Raw genomic sequence first — 16,221 nt, 5'->3', positions numbered from 1 at the left:
TTCGATAATCCGATCTCATTTGTACGGGCTGTTCTAAAAGATAGATCAATGAATCGGAGCTACCTTTCCCAACTCGCGGTGCTGGCAACCGTCGCCCAATGCGGCAGCTTTCGGGGTGCCGCCAGGGAGTTGGCCATTGCACCCTCGGCGGTCAGCCACGCGGTTTCGAGCCTGGAAGCGCGGCTCGGCGTTCGCCTGCTGGCGCGCAGCACGCGCAGCGTCGCCCCGACGAACGAGGGCGCGCAATTGCTGGAGCGTCTGCGGCCGGCACTGTCGGAGATTGACCTTGCGCTGGAATCGGCGGTCGAGGCGCGCGACCGGCCGGCCGGCAATCTGAGGCTCACCGTGCCGCGCACCGCAGCCCATCTGGCGCTGACGCCAAGGCTCGGCGCCTTTGGCGCGGCCTATCCGGACATCGTGCTCGAGATCGTCATCGAGGACCGCTTCACCGACGTCGTCGAAGGCGGCTTCGACGCTGGCGTGCGGCTCGCCGAGAGCCTGCAGCGCGACATGATCGCCGTGCGCATCGGCCCCGACATTCGCGGCGCCGTGGTTGGCGCGCCGTCCTATTTCCAGACCATGCCCAGGCCGCGCCACCCGCACGAGCTCGCCGACCACCGCTGCCTCCGCTTCCGTTTCTCCAGCGGCATCCTCTACCGTTGGGAATTCGAGAAGGATGGCGAGGAGATCGAACTGGCGGTGCAAGGGCCGCTGATCCTCGACGAGGACCATCTGATCGCCAATGCGGCGGTCGATGGCGCCGGCCTTGCTTTCCTGTTCGAGGACTATGTGCGCGAGGCGATTGCCGATGGCAGGCTCATTCGCGTGCTGGAGGACTGGTGCCAACCCTTCGACGGTTTCTTCGTCTATTACCCGAGCCGCCGCCAGATGCGGCCGGCACTGCGCGCCTTTGTCGATTTCTTCAAGACCGCCGGATGAAAGCCGGGCTCGCCGGCGTTCACCGACCATGTCCACATCGATCACCAACAGCACGACCCGCTATGGCTGGGCGGCGATCGTTCTTCACTGGTTGATCGCTTTGATCTTCATCGGCCAATTCGGACTTGGCTTCGTCATGGTGCGGCTGACCAGCCAGCGCACCGCCTTCGAGCTGATCCAGCTGCACAAATCCCTGGGCTTTCTGTTGCTAGGGCTGGTGATCCTGCGCATCGCCTGGCGCCTCGGCAATGCAGTGCCGGCCCCGCCGCGCTCGGTCGGACCTTTCGAACGCCGCACCGCGCCGCTCGCGCATTTTGCGCTTTACGCCTTTCAGCTTGCGCTGCCGCTGTCCGGCTGGGCGCTGGTGTCGGTCTCGATGCTGGAGATCCCCAGCATGCCGTTCAACCTGTTCGTCATGCCGAACCTGCCATTGGCCGAATCGGATGCCGCCGAAAGCTTTTGGGCGGCGGCGCATTGGTATCTTGCCTATGCCGGCATCGCGCTTGTCGCCTTGCATGCGCTGGCTGCGCTACGTCATCATTTCTGGCTGAAGGACACGGTGCTCAAACGCATGATCACGCCTTCGTCAGATCGAGGCACGGAATAGAGCAGGCGGCTCATTCGTTCATGGAGCGAGGACGCTGACAATGCGTGTCTCCAGAAGGATAAAACCCATGTACGCGCGCATCTTCGGATTTGCGGCTCTTGCCGCTTGCCTTGCCATGCCTGTTTCCGCGGCGGTCGCGCTCAGCGACGCCGCCGGCAGCTATACGATCAGTCCGGCGAGTTCCAGCATCCGTTTCTCCATCGGCAAGGTTGGCGGCGGCGGGCTCGACGGCGCCTTCGCCCGCTTCAAGGGTTCGATTCGCATCGACAACAGCGATGTCGGGCGCTCCGAGGTCAACTTCACCATCTTTCCCGAAAGCGTCGGCACCGGCCAGAGCCGCATCGACGCCTTCCTGCGCTCCGACGCCGTCTTCGATGCGGCCAACAGTCCGGAAATCCAGTTCCGCTCGACCAGCGTCAAACGAACCGGCGACACGTCGGCGCTTGTCACCGGCCGGCTGACGGCGCGCGGCAAGACCTTTCCGGAAAAGTTCACGGCCGAACTTGGCGGCCTCAAGGCCGGCACGATAAAGTTCCGCGTCACCGGCAAGGTGCTCAGGTCGCGTTACGGCATGGATGTCGGCACGCCGATCTATTCCAATGTCGTCGACTTCGACATGACGCTGACGGGTAGAAGGGGCTGAGCGTCCTGCGTAGTGGGTTTGACGGATTTGTTACCGTCGTTTGGCAGATCGCACACCTTCGCGATTGGCAAAGACATCTCTCCCGTCGTCATCCTGGGGCGGAGCAAGGAGCGAAGCGACGCGGCGCAGACCCCAGGATCCATGCCGTGACATCAAGGCGTCGTGACGGTTCAGAATTCTGTTTCGCTGCATTCTTCGGCTGAAGTCGCGGCATGGATCCTCGGGTCAAGCCCGAGAATGACGAAGGCTCTGATTGGCTTTTCTCCTGAATTCGGGCAAACCTCCAGTCCTGCAATCGAGATGGAGGAAGCCTGATGTTCCGATGGGGTGTTTTGTCGACGGCCAAGATCGGCCGCGAGCATCTTTTGCCCGCGATGGTCGAGGCGGAAAACGGCGTTTTGTCGGCGGTTGCCAGCCGCGATGTGTCGAAAGCGCGTGCGCTGGCCGAGCGCTTCGGTGCGCGCCATGCCTTTGGCTCCTATGAGGAACTGCTCGCCTCCAAGGAGGTCGATGGCGTCTACATCCCATTGCCGACCTCGCAGCATGTCGAATGGACGGCCAAGGCGATCGAGGCGGGAAAACATGTCCTGGTCGAAAAGCCCTTGGCGCTCGATGCCAAGGACATTCCGCCGCTGATCAAGCTGCGTGACGCCAGGAAGGTGCTGGTCTGCGAGGCCTTCATGGTCATCTACCATCCGCAATGGATCAAGGTGCGCGAACTCATCGCCAGCGGCGCCATCGGCCGGCTGCGCCATGTCCAGGGCGCGTTCTCCTATTACAATGTCGATCCCACCAACATGCGCAACCAGCTCGACCTTGGCGGCGGCGCGCTGCCCGACATCGGCGTCTATCCGACGGTGTCGACGCGCTTTTCGACGGGCAAGGAGCCGCTGCGGGTGCAAGCGACCATCGAGCGCGACAAGAAATTCGGCACCGACATCTATTCCTCGATCCGCGCCGATTTCGGCGACTTCGAACTGTCCTTCTATCTGTCGACGCAAATGGCGGCGCGGCAGGTGATGGTGTTCCACGGCGAGAAGGGTTTTATCGAAGTGTTCTCGCCGTTCAATGCGGGGCTCTACGACCATCATCGCATCGAGCTGCACAACCAGAACCACAGTGAGGCGCAGGTGTTCCGCTTCCCCGGCACGCAGCAGTACCGGCTGGAGGTCGAGGCCTTCGCGCGGGCGGCGCAGGGCGGCAAGGACCGCGTCTTCACGCTGGAAGAATCCGTGCTCAACCAGAAGGTCATCGACGCCATCTTCCGCGCCGGCGAGAAGGAAGGCTGGGAGCAGGTTTAGGCTGACCATGATCCCGAACCGAAGGTCCGCGTCAGCGAAAAGTGGGAACCGGTTTTCGGAAAAGGTCATGGTCCAACAAAATGCCTGACGATGCGGACGTGATCGTGGTCGGCACCGGCCTTGCCGGGCTGGTCGCCGCGGCGGAACTCGCCGAAGCCGGCAAGAAGACCATTATCCTCGACCAGGAGCCGGAGCAATCGCTTGGCGGCCAGGCGTTCTGGTCGTTCGGCGGCCTCTTCCTCGTCGATTCGCCCGAACAGCGGCGCATGCGCATCCGCGACTCGCATGACCTCGCGCTGGAGGACTGGCTGGGCACCGCCGCCTTCGACCGGCCGGAGGATTTCTGGCCGCGCCGCTGGGCCGAGGCCTATATAGGCTTTGCCGCCGGCGAGAAACGTTCCTGGCTAATCGAACGTGGCATAAAATTCTTTCCGGTGGTCGGCTGGGCCGAGCGCGGCGGCGGCAATGCCGTCGGTCCCGGCAATTCCGTGCCGCGCTTCCATATCACCTGGGGCACCGGCCCCGGCGTGCTCGAACCTTTCGTCCAGCGCGTGCGCGAGGCCGAAAGCCAAGGGCTGATCCGCTTCAAATTCCGTCACCGGGTCAACGAACTGCTCCGGGCGGGCGCCGTTGTAACCGGCGTGCGCGGCGACATACTCGCGCCAAGCGATGTCGAACGTGGCCGCAAGAGCTCGCGCGACATTTCAGGCGATTTCGAACTGAAGGCGCAAGCGGTCATCGTCGCCTCCGGCGGCATTGGCGCCAATCACGAGCTTGTCCGCAAGAACTGGCCACAGCGGCTGGGCGCGCCGCCGCGGCGCATGATCAGCGGCGTTCCCGACCATGTCGACGGCCGCATGCTGGCGATCACCGAGGAAGCCGGCGGCAGGGTCATCAACCGCGACCGCATGTGGCACTATGTCGAGGGCATCAAGAACTGGGCGCCACTGTGGACCGGCCATGGCATCCGCATCCTGCCCGGCCCGTCTTCGCTGTGGCTCGATGCACGCGGCAAACGCCTGCCGGTGCCGCTCTATCCCGGCTTCGACACACTAGGCACGCTCAGCCACATCATGGCGACGGGCTTCGACTATTCCTGGTTCATCCTGACCAAAAAGATCATCCAGAAGGAGTTCGCGCTGTCGGGCTCCGAGCAGAACCCCGATTTGACGGGCAAGAGCTGGCGCCAGGTGCTCGGCCGCGCCACGTCAGGCATTCCTGGCCCGGTCAAGGCATTCATGGAGAAGGGCGAGGATTTCATCGTCGAGCCTGATTTGCCGGCACTGGTTGCCCGCATGAACGCGCTGGCCGGCGGCGAGCCGCTGCTTGAGCTGGCCCAGGTCGAGCGCGAGATCCGCGCCCGCGACCGGCAGCTCGACAATCCATTCTCCAAGGACATGCAGATCACCGCGCTGCGCGGCGCGCGGGCCTATCTCGGCGACAAGCTGATCCGCATGGCAAGGCCGCACAAAATGTTGGACCCGGCGAATGGTCCGCTGATCGCGGTCCGGCTCAACATCCTGACCCGCAAGACGTTGGGCGGATTGCAGACCGACCTCGACAGCCGTGTGCTGGACGCCGACGGCCAGCCGGTCGAAGGGCTCTATGCCGTGGGCGAGGTCTCAGGTTTCGGCGGCGGCGGCATGCATGGCTATGCGGCGCTGGAAGGCACGTTTCTCGGCGGCTGTATTTTCTCCGGCCGCAGCGCCGGCCGGGCGGCGCGCACCGTAGGTTAGCCCCTCACCAGATCCATTCGCCCCGTCCCAGAGCCGACACCGCTTCGGCGATCCGGGTAAAGCTCGATCGTGCCCGGCCGACCGTATGCCTGGCCCTGAGATAACCATGCACCAGCCCCGGCTCCTCGAACCAAGTGGCGTGCCCGCCCGCCGCCAGGATGCGGTCGCGATAGGCCTCGCCGTCGGACGACAGCGGGTCGCATTCGGCGGTGATCAGCACGCTCGGCGGCAGATTGGCAAAATCGGCGTCGGCAAGTGGTGACAGCGTGATGTCGCCGGTTCGGTCCACACCGCCAGTGCGGATAGTCTTGTAGAATTCGAGGTCCCGCATGGTTAGCATCGGCGCTTCGGCATGGGTGACGTAAGACCCTTGCGAGCGGTCGCCGCCGAGGCTGGGATAGATCACAATTTGGCCGATCGGCTTGCGCGCATGGCCGCGCGTCGCATGGCTGACGGAGGCGCAGAGATTGCCGCCGGCACTGTCGCCGCACAGCAGGATCGGCCGCTTGTAAGTGGTAGCAGCCCATTCGAAGGCGCTGATGGCATCATCGAAGGCGGCCGGGTGAAGGTGTTCCGGCGCCAGCCGGTAGTCGACCGAAACCACCTCAAAGCCAGTGCGGGCACAAAGCTCGGCGCAGACGTCGTCATGGCTGTCCAGCCCACCGAGGATAAACCCGCCGCCATGGAAATACAGCACCATCGCCGCCGCTTCCGGCGCCGGCGTCCGGTAGATGCGGATCGGGATGGCGTGCGAAGGCGTGGCGATGGCGCTGGTTTCCGCGGTGACACCATGGGGATAGCCGGCAAAGAACTCGCGGCACATGCGGTCGTAGATATCGCGCTGCTGCGCGATCGTGTAGTCGATCGTATCCGGCGGATAATAGGAATTGGTCCGCTCGATGAAGGCCCAGGTCTCGGCGTCGATGAGCTTTGCGTAGTCGGTCATGGGTGCTGGATGGGCTGCCAAGGTTGAGCCTGGACACCCCCCTCTGGCCTGCCGGCCATCTCCCCCGCAAGGGGGGAGATTGGATGTCGCGCCTGCTTTCGCCAATTTTCAGCGTTGGAGAAAAGGCGCCGGGCCTGAAGCTGCCAATCTCCCCCCTTGCGGGGGAGATGTCCGGCAGGACAGAGGGGGGTGTGACGGAACGCCATCATCTCCGCGGTGTCACTTTCCCTTCCACACCGGGTCGCGCTTTTCGGCGAATGCGCGAAAACCTTCCATATTGTCCTCGGAGCCGTACAGCGCATCGACGGTCGACAGCTGCCGGCGCGTCACCTTGTTCATCGCATCCTGGAAGGTCAGTGCCTCGGCAATCCGAGCCGTCTCCTTGATCGCCGCGAAGACCAGCGGCGGGCCGCCGGCGAGCAGGCGGGCAATCTCCCAGACGCGCTCCTCGAGCTTTTCCTTGGGCAGCACTTCGTTGACCAGGCCCCAGCGATGCGCCTCGGCGACATCCATCCAGCGGCCGGTGAGCAAGAGGTCCATGGCGACGTGATAGGGGATGCGCTTCGGCAATTTGATCGTCGCCGCATCGGCCAAAGTGCCGGCGCGGATTTCGGGCAGCGCGAAGGAGGAATGGTCCGACGCGTAGATCAAGTCGCAGGACAGCGCCAGTTCGAAGCCGCCGCCGACGGCCATGCCGTTGACGCAGGCGATGACCGGCTTGTTGAGGTCGCGCAACTCCTGCAGCCCGGCGAACCCGCCGACGCCATAGTCGCCGTCGACCGCATCGCCGCCGGCCGCGGCCTTGAGATCCCAGCCGGCGCAGAAGAACTTGTCGCCGGCGGTCTTGACGATGGCGACGCGCAGCTCCGGGTCATCGCGGAATGCCTTGAACGTTTCGCCCATCAGCCGCGACGTCTTCAGGTCGATGGCGTTGGCCTTGGGCCGGTCGAGCGTGACTTCGAGGATCGTGCCCTCGCGGCGGGTCGAAATGACGTCAGACATGCTTCTTCTCTCCCAGCACCAGCAGCGCGTCGGCGATCCAGGCGCCTTTGCCTTGCGCGCAGACGATCAGCGGATTGATGTCGAGTTCCTCGATCTCGCCGGCATTCTTCTGCACGAAGGAGGCAATGCCCGCTATGGCGTCGATGGCCGCCGCGACATCGGCCTTGGGCCGGCCGCGATAGCCTTCGAGCAGCGGGAACAGTTTCAGGCCGCGCAGCGCCGCCTCGACATCGTCGCGGGTCGCCGGCAGCATCAGCGTGACGCTGTCGCGCAGCAGCTCGACCAGCACACCGCCGGTGCCAAGCGTCATCACCGCGCCGAACATCGGGTCGCGGGTGAAGCCGACGATCAGTTCGGCGACGCCGTCGCGCACCATGCGCTCGACATAGAGGCCGGAGCCGAGCGGCAAGAGATCATGGGCGGCAGCACTGACGGATTCGGCATCCTTGAGGTTGAGCCGCACCGCGCCGAGTTCGGATTTGTGGGTGACGCCCAGCGCCTTCAGCGCCACCGGAAAACCGAGCGCCATCGAGGAAATCACCGCCTCGACCGCATTGCCGGCGCGTTCGCCCTTGGGGACGGAAAGCCCGGCCCCAATCAACCGCGCTTTCGCTTCGGCCTCGTCGGGCGTGACATGATCGCCGGCCGGCGCGCCGGAGGCTGACGTGTCGATGGGTTGCGCCTGCGGCTCGCGCCACGCCCAGCCGATGAAAGCGGCCGCCTGGGCGGCGTCCAGAGCCTCGGAAATACCGAACAACGGCACCATGCCGCGCGCCATCAGCTCGGCGGTGTATTCCTCCGGCAGGTTCTCCGGCAGCGAAGAGACGATCGCGCCGTGCGCCTTGTTGGTCTTCAGCGCCGATTCGAAGGCGCGCAGCGTCGCCCACCAGTCGGTGACCGAGCAGCGGTCGGGGCGCGGGAAGTCGAGCACCAGCATGTTGAGGTCGAAGCCGCCCGACACCATGGCGGTGAAGGTGGCGGTCATCGCCGGCTCGTTGTTCCAGATGAAGGTGTGATAGTCCAACGGGTTGGCGACCGCGACCAGCGGGCCGAGCGTCGACTTGACATGGGCGCGGTGCTTGTCGGTGAGCACGGGGAAATTCACCCAGCGGCCCTCGGCGCTGTCGGCCATCACCGATGCCTCGCCGCCCGAACAGCTCATCGACGACAGAAGGTAGCCGGGCAGGGGGCCGGTGACGTGCAACAGCTTCAGCGCCTCGATGAAGGCGGGGATGGAATCGACACGCGCGATGCCGAGCCGCTTCAGGAACGCGCCGGAGGCGGCGTCGGAGCCGGCCAGCGATGCGGTATGCGACACCGTCGCTTGCCGCGCCTGTTCGGAGCGGCCGACCTTCATGGCGATGATCGGCTTTTTCAACTCGCGCGCCCGCGCCGCCAGTCTTTCAAAGCCGGCTACCGAATCGAACGCCTCGATGTGCAGCCCGAGCGAAGTGACGCGGTCGTCCTCGATCAGGCCAAGCGCCATTTCGGAAAGCCCGGTCTGTGCCTGATTGCCGGCCGTCATCAGAAAGGCGATCGGCAGGCCGCGTTTCTGCATCGTCATGTTGATGGCGATGTTGGACGACTGGGTGATGATGGCCACACCCTTGCCGCTCTCGGCCAGCCTGATGCCGCCATGCTGATCCGGCCACAACAGCGCGCCGTCGGCATAGTTGATCAGGCCGTAGCAGTTCGGCCCGATGATCGGCATCTGGCCGGCGGCGGCGACCAACTCGGCCTGCAGCCGCTCGCCGTCCTCGTCATAAGCTTCCGTCTCGAGGAAGCCGGCGGCAAAACAGACCGCGCCGCCGGCGCCGCGTTCGGCCAGCGCCTTGACCACCTCGATGGTGAGATGCCGGTTGACGCCGACAAAGGCTGCGTCGGGCGCACCGGGCAAATCGGCCACGGAGCGATAGGCCTTGCGGCCGGCGACCTCGTCCTTGGTCGGGTGGACCGGCCAGATTTCGCCGGCAAAGCCCATCTTGATCGATTGCGCGACGACGGCGGCCGCCTGCGCGCCGCCGAACACGGCGATCGACTTCGGCCGCAGAAGGCGTTCAAGCTTGTGCATGAACACCCCCCTCTGCCCTGCCGGGCATCTCCCCCTCAAGGGGGGAGATGGGCAGCTTCACCGTTGGCCCAAGTCCTGCAACGGTGGCGATTGGCGAAATCGAAAGTGCCGGCTGATCTCCCCCCTTGAGGGGGAGATGTCCGGAAGGACAGAGGGGGGTGGGAAGGAATGCAAACATTGCGCTGGTCAACCCCCAACCGCGCGCAGCAGCGCCCGCGAAATGATGTGGCGCTGGATTTCCGACGTGCCTTCCCAGATGCGCTCGACGCGGGCGTCGCGCCAGATGCGCTCCAGCGGCAGATCGTCCATCAGCCCCATCCCGCCATGGATCTGGATCGCCTCGTCGGCGACGAAGGCGAGCATTTCTGTGGCCTTCAGCTTGGCCATGGCCATGTCCTGATCGGTGACGGTGCCCTGATCGTACTTCCAGCCGGCTTCGAACACCATCAGGTCGGCCGCTTTCAGTTCAGTTGCCATATCGGCGAGCTTGAACGACACGCCCTGGAACTTGCCGATCTGCTGGCCGAACTGCTGGCGCTGCGCGGCATACTCGATGGCGTGGCCAAGCGCCCGCTCGGCCCGACCAAGGCAAGTGGCGCCGACCTGCAGGCGCGTCGCGCCCAGCCATGAATTGGCGACCTCGAAGCCCTTGTGCACCTCGCCCAGAACCTGGCTCGCCGGCAAGCGGCAATCGTCGAATTCGAGGATGGCGTTGGTGTAGCCGCGATGCGAGACGTTGCGGTAGCCGTCGCGCACCGTAAAACCCTTGGTGCCCTTGTCGACGAAGAAGGCGGTGATCTTCTTGCGCTTGCCGCGCGGCGTCTCTTCTTCGCCCGAAGCCATGAAGACGATGGCGAAATCGGCAAGGTCGGCGTGGCTGATGAAATGCTTGGTGCCGTTCAGCACCCAGTCGTCGCCGTCCTGCACCGCCGTTGCCTTCATGCCGCGCAGGTCGGAGCCGGCGCCCGGCTCGGTCATCGCCAGGCAATCCCACTTCTCGCCGCGAATGCAAGGGAACAGATACTTTTCCCGCTGCTCCGGCGTGCCGGCCAGAAGGATGTTGGAGGGACGCGCCACGCAGGTCCAGTGCAGCGCGTAATTGGCGCGGCCGAGCTCTTTCTCGTAGAGCAGCCAGGTCACCGTATCCAGCCCCGCGCCGCCGACATCCGCCGGCATGTTGGCGGCATAGAGACCGGCTTCGATCGCCTTGGCCTTGACCTCCTCGATCAGCTCGCGCCGCAGCACGCCGGTGCGTTCCACCTCGAGCTCATGCGGGTAAAGCTCGTTCTCGACGAACGCCCGCGTCGTCTCGACGATGAGCTTCTGTTCCTCCGAAAGACCGAAATCCATGGCTTCAGCCCTTCTTCTTTTTCTTCGGCTTCTCGACCTTCTTCGCCGCCTTTGAGGCCTTGGCCTTGACAGCCGCCTTGGAGGCGGTGGGCTTCTTCGCCGCCAGTTTAGCCAATTGCCTGGTATAGTCCTTGTGCAGGGCGCCGGCGCCCCAGCCCTTGCCTTTGTTCTGCTTCGACAGTGCATCCATGATGGCGACCAGATTGTCGTCGCGAATCTTTTCCAGCTCGCGGATCGACAGGCCATGTGCCTGGTCGTCCGACTGCGTGGCGATCAGATCGACCAGTTCGTCGTTGAACTCCGGCACATCCATCAGTTTGGTCCACGGCCATTTCAGGCACGGCCCGAACTGCGCCATGAAGTGGCGCATGCCGGCCTCGCCGCCGGCGACGCGATAGACCTGGAACATGCCCATCTGCGCCCAGCGCAGGCCGAAGCCATAGCGCATGATGTCGTCGAGTTCCTCGACGGTGCAGATGCCGTCCTTGATCAGCCACAGCGCCTCGCGCCATGCCGCTTCGAGCAGGCGGTCGCCGACGAAGGCCTCGATCTCCTTGCGGATGACGACAGGCTTCATGCCGATCGAGGCATAGATCTCCTTGGCGACCTCGATCGCCTCGGGAAAGGTCTGTTCGCCGCCGACGATCTCGACCAGCGGCAACAGGTAGACCGGGTTGAACGGATGGCCGACGACCAGCCGCTCGGGATGCTTCTTCATCGCCACCTGCATGTCGGTCGGCTTGATGCCGGAGGTCGATGAACCGACAATGGCGTTGGCCGGCGCGTGGAGATCGATCTCGGCCAGCACCCGGTGCTTGAGATCGAGCCGCTCCGGCACGCTTTCCTGGATGAAGTCGGCATCGGCCACCGCCTCGGCGATGGTCTTGGAGAAGGTCAGTTTGCCCTCTTTCGGGAGGCCGCCGGGCAGCATCTGCTTGTAGGCGCGGCGCGCGCCCTTCATCACCTCGCTGACCTTGCGTGACGCCTCGGGATCGGGATCGAAGATCGACACGTCGATGCCATTCAAGAGCAGCCGCGCCACCCAGCCGGCGCCGATGACGCCGCCGCCAATGGCGGCCGCCTTGTTGATGATGCTCATGCGGAAGCTCCGGTTCTTGTCTTGGCAATTGTTGGATCGACGAGAGGCACGCGCTCGCCGGTGCGGATCACGGACGCGTCGTAGGCCTTGCGCGCGAACACTTCGAGCACGAAGGGCCGGAAGAACTCGATCGGCAGCGTCTCGTAATCGGGGTCGAAGCTCGACTGGTCCCAGCGCTCGCAAAATTGGTCGCAATCGTCGAAATAGGCGTGGCCGGCGAAGCGGTCGCGGGCATGGGGATTGCCGCCGAGGTGGTGGGCATAATAGAGGCGCTGGAAGTCGCCATGCTTCTCCACCGCCCAGGTGCATTGCTCGCGCACGAAGGGTTTTAGTATGGCCGCTGCATATTCGTCGTGATTGTAGGGCGCGTAGATATCGCCGATGTCGTGCAGCAGCGCGCAGGCGATCCAGTCGGTGTCGGCGCCGTCGCGCCAGGCGCGGGTGGCCGCCTGCAGCGAATGGCCAAGCCGTGTGATCTTGTAGCCCGACAGGCCCTCGTCGAGCTGCACCAGTGCGTCGAGCAGCCGCTCGCCAGTCTTTGCGGCATAGTCGATTTCATGGGCGGTCAGGAATTCGTAGTCGTCCTTGTCGCCATCCTTCATCGCGGTGAATTTGACGGTAGTCATGTCGACCTCCCAGCGAATAATTTATGCCGCTATCGGCGCGCGCTTGGTCAGATTGAGCTTCTGGCGCACTTCCTCGGGCCCAAGGATCCGGGCGCCCAGATTGGTGACGATGCTGGCCGCACGTTCGACCAGCTGCGCATTGGTGGCGAGCACGCCCTTGTCGAGCCACAGATTGTCCTCCAGCCCGACGCGGACATTGCCGCCGGCCAGCACCGCGGCGGCTGCATAGGCCATCTGGTTGCGGCCGATCGAAAAAGCAGACCAGTTCCAGGTCGACGGCACATTGTTGACCATGGCCATGAAGGTGTTGAGATCGTCGGGGGCTCCCCACGGCACGCCCATGCAGAGCTGCACCAATGCGTCCGGCTTGAGTATCTGTTCCTCGACCAACTGCTTGGCGAACCACAGATGCCCGGTGTCGAAGGCCTCGATCTCCGGCTTGACGCCGAGCGCCGTCATCATGCCGCCCATGGCGCGCAGCATGCCGGGCGTGTTGGTCATGACATAGTCGGCTTCGGCGAAGTTCATCGTGCCGCAATCCAGCGTGCAGATTTCCGGCAGGCACTGGCGCACATGTTCCACGCGATTGGTGGCGCCGCCCATATCCGTGCCCTTTTCATTCAGGGGCAGCGGTGCTTCGGGCGATCCGAACACCATGTCGCCGCCCATGCCGGCGGTGAGGTTGAGCACAACGTCAACGTCTGCCGCACGGATGCGCTCGGTTACCTCACGGTAGAGATTGACGTCGCGCCTGGGCTTGCCGGTCTCGGGGTCGCGCACGTGGCAGTGGACGATCGCCGCACCCGCCTTTGCCGCGTCGATGGCGGAATCGGCGATCTGCTTGGGCGAACGCGGCACATGCGGGCTGCGGTCCTGCGAGCCACCGGACCCGGTCACAGCACAGGTAATGAAAACCTCACGGTTCATCGCGAGCGGCATGAAACTTCCTCCCAATCGAGACAGATCATAACAATGCCCGACTTGCCGGAAACTGTTTTGCGTTTTACGAAGGTCATATGATCAAAAGCGAAAAACCCGATATCTTTCGCGCCGAGCGCTCGCCGCTCAAGGTAACGCTGCTGGTGTTCTCAGGCTCGTCGATCATGTGCGTGGCCTCGGCCGTCGATCCGCTGCGCGCCGCAAACCGCATTTCCGGCGAGACACTGTTCGATTTCAAATTGGTCTCGGTGACGGGAGAGGCGCCGGTCACCACTTGCGGCCTGCCGGTCGCGGTCAGCGGCCGCTTCGATGCGGCCGAACCAACCGACGTGCTTGTCGTCGTCGCCGGCTTCGGCACCCAGAACTACGCCACATCGGCGCTGCTTGCCGGCCTGCGCCGCGCGGCGCGCGCCGCGCGTGCCTGCGGCGGTGTCGAGGCCGGAACCTGGCTGGTGGCTCGCGCCGGCCTGCTGGAAGGGCGCAGCGCCACCACCCATTGGGAGGACATGGAGGATTTTTCCGCGGCCTTTCCCGGTGTCGACGTCCGCCCCGACCGCTATGTCATCGACGGTCCGGTCTTCACCTCCGGCGGCGCCTCGCCGACCTTCGACCTGATGCTGCACCTGATCCGCACGCGGCTCGGCATGGCGGTGGCGCTCGATGTGGCGAGCGTCTTCATCTACGACCAGGCGCGCGCCGCGACCGACGCCCAGCCGCTGGTCTCGCTCGGCCGTCTCGACGGCTATGATCCGCGGCTGGCGCAAGCGATCCGGCTGATGGAAGCGCATGTCGACCAGCCGCTGACCATCGCCGCGGTGGCCAAGCGCGCCGGGGTGACGGCGCGAACCCTGGAAAGCATCTTTCGCAAGTCGATCGGCGAGACGCCGGGCGCCTACTATCTCAGGCTGCGGCTGGGCGCCGCGCGCCGGCTGGTGGTCGACACGCGCGTGGCCATGGCCGATATTGCCGGGCGGACGGGCTTCTCGTCCGCCGCGGCATTTTCCAGAGCGTTTTCAAGAGCTTTCGGCGAAGCGCCAGTCAGGCTTCGGCGAGCCTAATGCATGTCGCCCAAAGGTGTGTAGCGGTTTTGGGATAACGACATGCATAAACAAAGATGAACTACGCGGCGTTCTGGCGGCCGCCGGCGCCGTCGATCTGCGAGCGCATCTGTCTTGCCAGATGGGTCTCGAAACGGCTGGCGACCGCGCGATCCCATTCGTTCGTGCCGCGCGCACCTTCCTTAGAATGCGGCAGCGCCATCAGCCGGTCGATGATCGAACCGGCTTCGCCAGATGAGAGCAGGGCGTCGATTTCGCGTTCGTGCTGCATATCGGGTCGCCTCCTTCTTCCTGATTCCCGCCATGAGCCACCTTATACGAGGTCCGTGACGGCTGTTTGAAGGCGAGAGCGAGGCGATTGAAGGGCGATGCGAGGCAGAACCTTGTCGTCGGTCCTGCCTCATGCGCAAAGCCGTTCCAGGCGACGGTTCGGTATCCGGCCGCCCCTGAACGGTATGAAACAGCTTTTCCTCAGACGTAGCGATTGACGATGTTTTCCAGCAGTTCCTGGCGGCCGGACCGTGGCTGCGGCTCGATCTTCTTCTTGACCACCCGCTCGGCGATCTCTTCCAGCGTGCGCTTGCCCGACAGCATCGCCTTGGCTTCCGCGCTGTTCCAGCCGGCATAGCGCTCGGCGAGCGGACCAGACAGCGCCTTGTCCTCGACCATACGGACGGCGGCCTTGAGCCCGCGCGCGCAAGCGTCCATGCCGCCAATATGGCCAATCAGCAAATCCTGCGGATCGAGCGACTGCCGGCGCAGCTTGGCATCGAAATTGGTGCCGCCAGTCTTGAAGCCGCCCGCCAGCAGCACCTGATAGTAGGCCAGCGCCATCTCTGGCACATTGTTGGGGAACTGGTCGGTATCCCAGCCCGACTGGTAGTCGTTGCGGTTCATGTCGATCGAACCGAAGACGCCGAGCGCATTGGCCAGCGCCAGTTCGTGCTCGAAGGAATGGCCGGCCAGGATCGCATGGCCCTGCTCGACGTTGAGCTTGACCTCCTTCTCCAGCCCGAACCGCTTGAGGAAGCCGTAGACCGTCGCGACATCGTAGTCGTACTGGTGCTTGGTCGGCTCCTGCGGCTTCGGCTCGATCAGGATGGTGCCCTTGAAGCCGATCCGGTGCTTGTAGTCGACGACCAGGTTGAGGAAGCGGCCTGCCTGCTCCTGCTCGCGGGCAAGGTCGGTATTGAGCAGCGTTTCATAGCCCTCGCGCCCGCCCCACAGCACATAGTTCTCGCCCTTCAGCCGCTTGGTGACGTCGATGCAGCTTTTCACCGTCGCCGCCGCATAGGCGAACACATCCGGATCGGGGTTGGTGGCCGCTCCAGACATGAAACGGCGGTTGGAGAACATGTTCGCCGTGCCCCAAAGCAGCTTGACGCCGGTCTGCTTCATCTTTCCCGCGAAGTAGTCGGCGATCTCATCGAGGCGTGCTGCACTTTCTGAAAAGTCCTTCCCTTCCGGCCGCACATCGGCGTCGTGGAAGCAGAAATACGGCGCGCCGAGCAGCGAAAACATCTCAAAAGCGACATCGGCCTTGAGCTTGGCCAGGTCCATCGTATCGACGCCACCAGCCTTGGCGAACCAGGGACGATCGAAGGTCTGGCCGCCGAACGGATCGCCACCTTGCCAGGCGAAGGAATGCCAGTAGGCCACCGCAAAGCGCAGATGGTCTTCCAGCCGCTTGCCGGCGACAATTTCGTCCGGATTATAGAAGCGGTAGGCCAGCGGATTGGTCGAATCCGGCCCCTCGTATCTGATCTTGCCGATGTCGCCAAAAAATCCGCTGCTCATGATTTTGTCCTCTCCGAGATAGTTCTGCCTGATTACCTCAGGCGTAATTGGTTTCGTTCTTCCTTGGGGTGAAAAGGGTCATGTCAAAGCCATCCAACGAAGGAGAC

At 64.1% G+C, this 16,221-nt stretch carries 15 protein-coding genes; 6 read left to right on the top strand and 9 right to left on the bottom strand.

Going from position 1 to position 16,221, the window contains the following annotated elements:
• The first annotated feature begins 48 nt into the window (after positions 1-48).
• The 5 genes from MESS4_RS01320 (at position 49) to MESS4_RS01300 (ending at position 5,226) form a co-directional block, all read left to right on the top strand.
• Positions 49-939 (top strand): LysR family transcriptional regulator, encoded by an 891-nt coding sequence (locus tag MESS4_RS01320; RefSeq protein WP_006325557.1) that lies wholly within the window; start codon positions 49-51, stop codon positions 937-939.
• A 28-nt stretch (positions 940-967) separates the two neighbouring features.
• Positions 968-1,546, top strand: coding sequence for a cytochrome b (locus MESS4_RS01315; RefSeq protein WP_006325555.1), 579 nt, complete (start codon positions 968-970; stop codon positions 1,544-1,546).
• A 67-nt stretch (positions 1,547-1,613) separates the two neighbouring features.
• Positions 1,614-2,189, top strand: coding sequence for a YceI family protein (locus MESS4_RS01310; protein ID WP_006325551.1), 576 nt, complete (start codon positions 1,614-1,616; stop codon positions 2,187-2,189).
• Positions 2,190-2,503: 314 nt separating this feature from the next.
• Positions 2,504-3,490 (top strand): Gfo/Idh/MocA family oxidoreductase, encoded by a 987-nt coding sequence (locus MESS4_RS01305; protein WP_006325550.1) that lies wholly within the window; start codon positions 2,504-2,506, stop codon positions 3,488-3,490.
• 80 nt (positions 3,491-3,570) lie between these two features.
• The gene (locus tag MESS4_RS01300) at positions 3,571-5,226 is read left to right on the top strand and encodes an FAD-binding dehydrogenase (RefSeq protein WP_006325548.1); all 1,656 of its coding nucleotides are present in this window, start codon (positions 3,571-3,573) and stop codon (positions 5,224-5,226) included.
• Between the two features lie 4 nt (positions 5,227-5,230).
• Here the strand turns inward: MESS4_RS01300 and MESS4_RS01295 are convergent, their stop codons facing one another.
• The 7 genes from MESS4_RS01295 to MESS4_RS01265 all read right to left on the bottom strand — a co-directional run bounded on the left by MESS4_RS01295 (position 5,231) and on the right by MESS4_RS01265 (position 13,259).
• Entirely contained in the window at positions 5,231-6,172 is a 942-nt protein-coding gene (locus MESS4_RS01295) for an alpha/beta hydrolase (protein ID WP_006325546.1), read from the bottom strand.
• A gap of 219 nt (positions 6,173-6,391) precedes the next feature.
• Positions 6,392-7,174: a carnitinyl-CoA dehydratase gene (locus MESS4_RS01290; protein WP_006325543.1), complete on the bottom strand. Its 783-nt coding sequence runs from the start codon at positions 7,172-7,174 to the stop codon at positions 6,392-6,394.
• Positions 7,167-9,245, bottom strand: coding sequence for an acetate--CoA ligase family protein (locus MESS4_RS01285; RefSeq protein ID WP_006325542.1), 2,079 nt, complete (start codon positions 9,243-9,245; stop codon positions 7,167-7,169). Before MESS4_RS01285 ends, MESS4_RS01290 begins: the two co-directional genes overlap by 8 nt.
• A 186-nt stretch (positions 9,246-9,431) precedes the next feature.
• A complete protein-coding gene (locus tag MESS4_RS01280; protein WP_006325541.1) occupies positions 9,432-10,595 on the bottom strand; it encodes an acyl-CoA dehydrogenase in 1,164 nt (387 codons plus the stop codon).
• A 4-nt stretch (positions 10,596-10,599) separates the two neighbouring features.
• Positions 10,600-11,694, bottom strand: a complete 1,095-nt coding sequence (locus MESS4_RS01275) for a carnitine 3-dehydrogenase (protein WP_006325539.1) — start codon at positions 11,692-11,694, stop codon at positions 10,600-10,602.
• A complete protein-coding gene (locus MESS4_RS01270) occupies positions 11,691-12,320 on the bottom strand; it encodes an HD domain-containing protein (RefSeq protein ID WP_006325537.1) in 630 nt (209 codons plus the stop codon). The genes MESS4_RS01275 and MESS4_RS01270 overlap by 4 nt, the downstream gene beginning before the upstream one ends.
• Positions 12,321-12,341: 21 nt before the next feature.
• Positions 12,342-13,259, bottom strand: coding sequence for a 3-keto-5-aminohexanoate cleavage protein (locus MESS4_RS01265; protein ID WP_006325536.1), 918 nt, complete (start codon positions 13,257-13,259; stop codon positions 12,342-12,344).
• 77 nt (positions 13,260-13,336) lie between these two features.
• Here MESS4_RS01265 and MESS4_RS01260 point away from each other — a divergent pair, with 77 nt between their 5' ends.
• Positions 13,337-14,317, top strand: coding sequence for a GlxA family transcriptional regulator (locus tag MESS4_RS01260; RefSeq protein ID WP_006325534.1), 981 nt, complete (start codon positions 13,337-13,339; stop codon positions 14,315-14,317).
• A 61-nt stretch (positions 14,318-14,378) separates the two neighbouring features.
• Here the strand turns inward: MESS4_RS01260 and MESS4_RS01255 are convergent, their stop codons facing one another.
• Positions 14,379-14,588: a hypothetical protein gene (locus MESS4_RS01255; RefSeq protein ID WP_006325532.1), complete on the bottom strand. Its 210-nt coding sequence runs from the start codon at positions 14,586-14,588 to the stop codon at positions 14,379-14,381.
• A gap of 200 nt (positions 14,589-14,788) precedes the next feature.
• Positions 14,789-16,114 carry a xylose isomerase gene (gene xylA, locus MESS4_RS01250; protein ID WP_006325531.1) on the bottom strand — a complete coding sequence of 442 codons (1,326 nt, stop codon included), beginning with the start codon at positions 16,112-16,114 and terminating at the stop codon, positions 14,789-14,791.
• Between the last annotated feature and the right edge of the window lie 107 nt (positions 16,115-16,221).

The sequence above is a fragment of the Mesorhizobium sp. STM 4661 genome, assembly GCF_000359125.1.
Taxonomy (GTDB): Bacteria; Pseudomonadota; Alphaproteobacteria; order Rhizobiales; family Rhizobiaceae; genus Mesorhizobium.
Note: the sequence above shows the minus strand (reverse complement) of the source record. Positions and strands in the feature narration are given on the sequence as shown.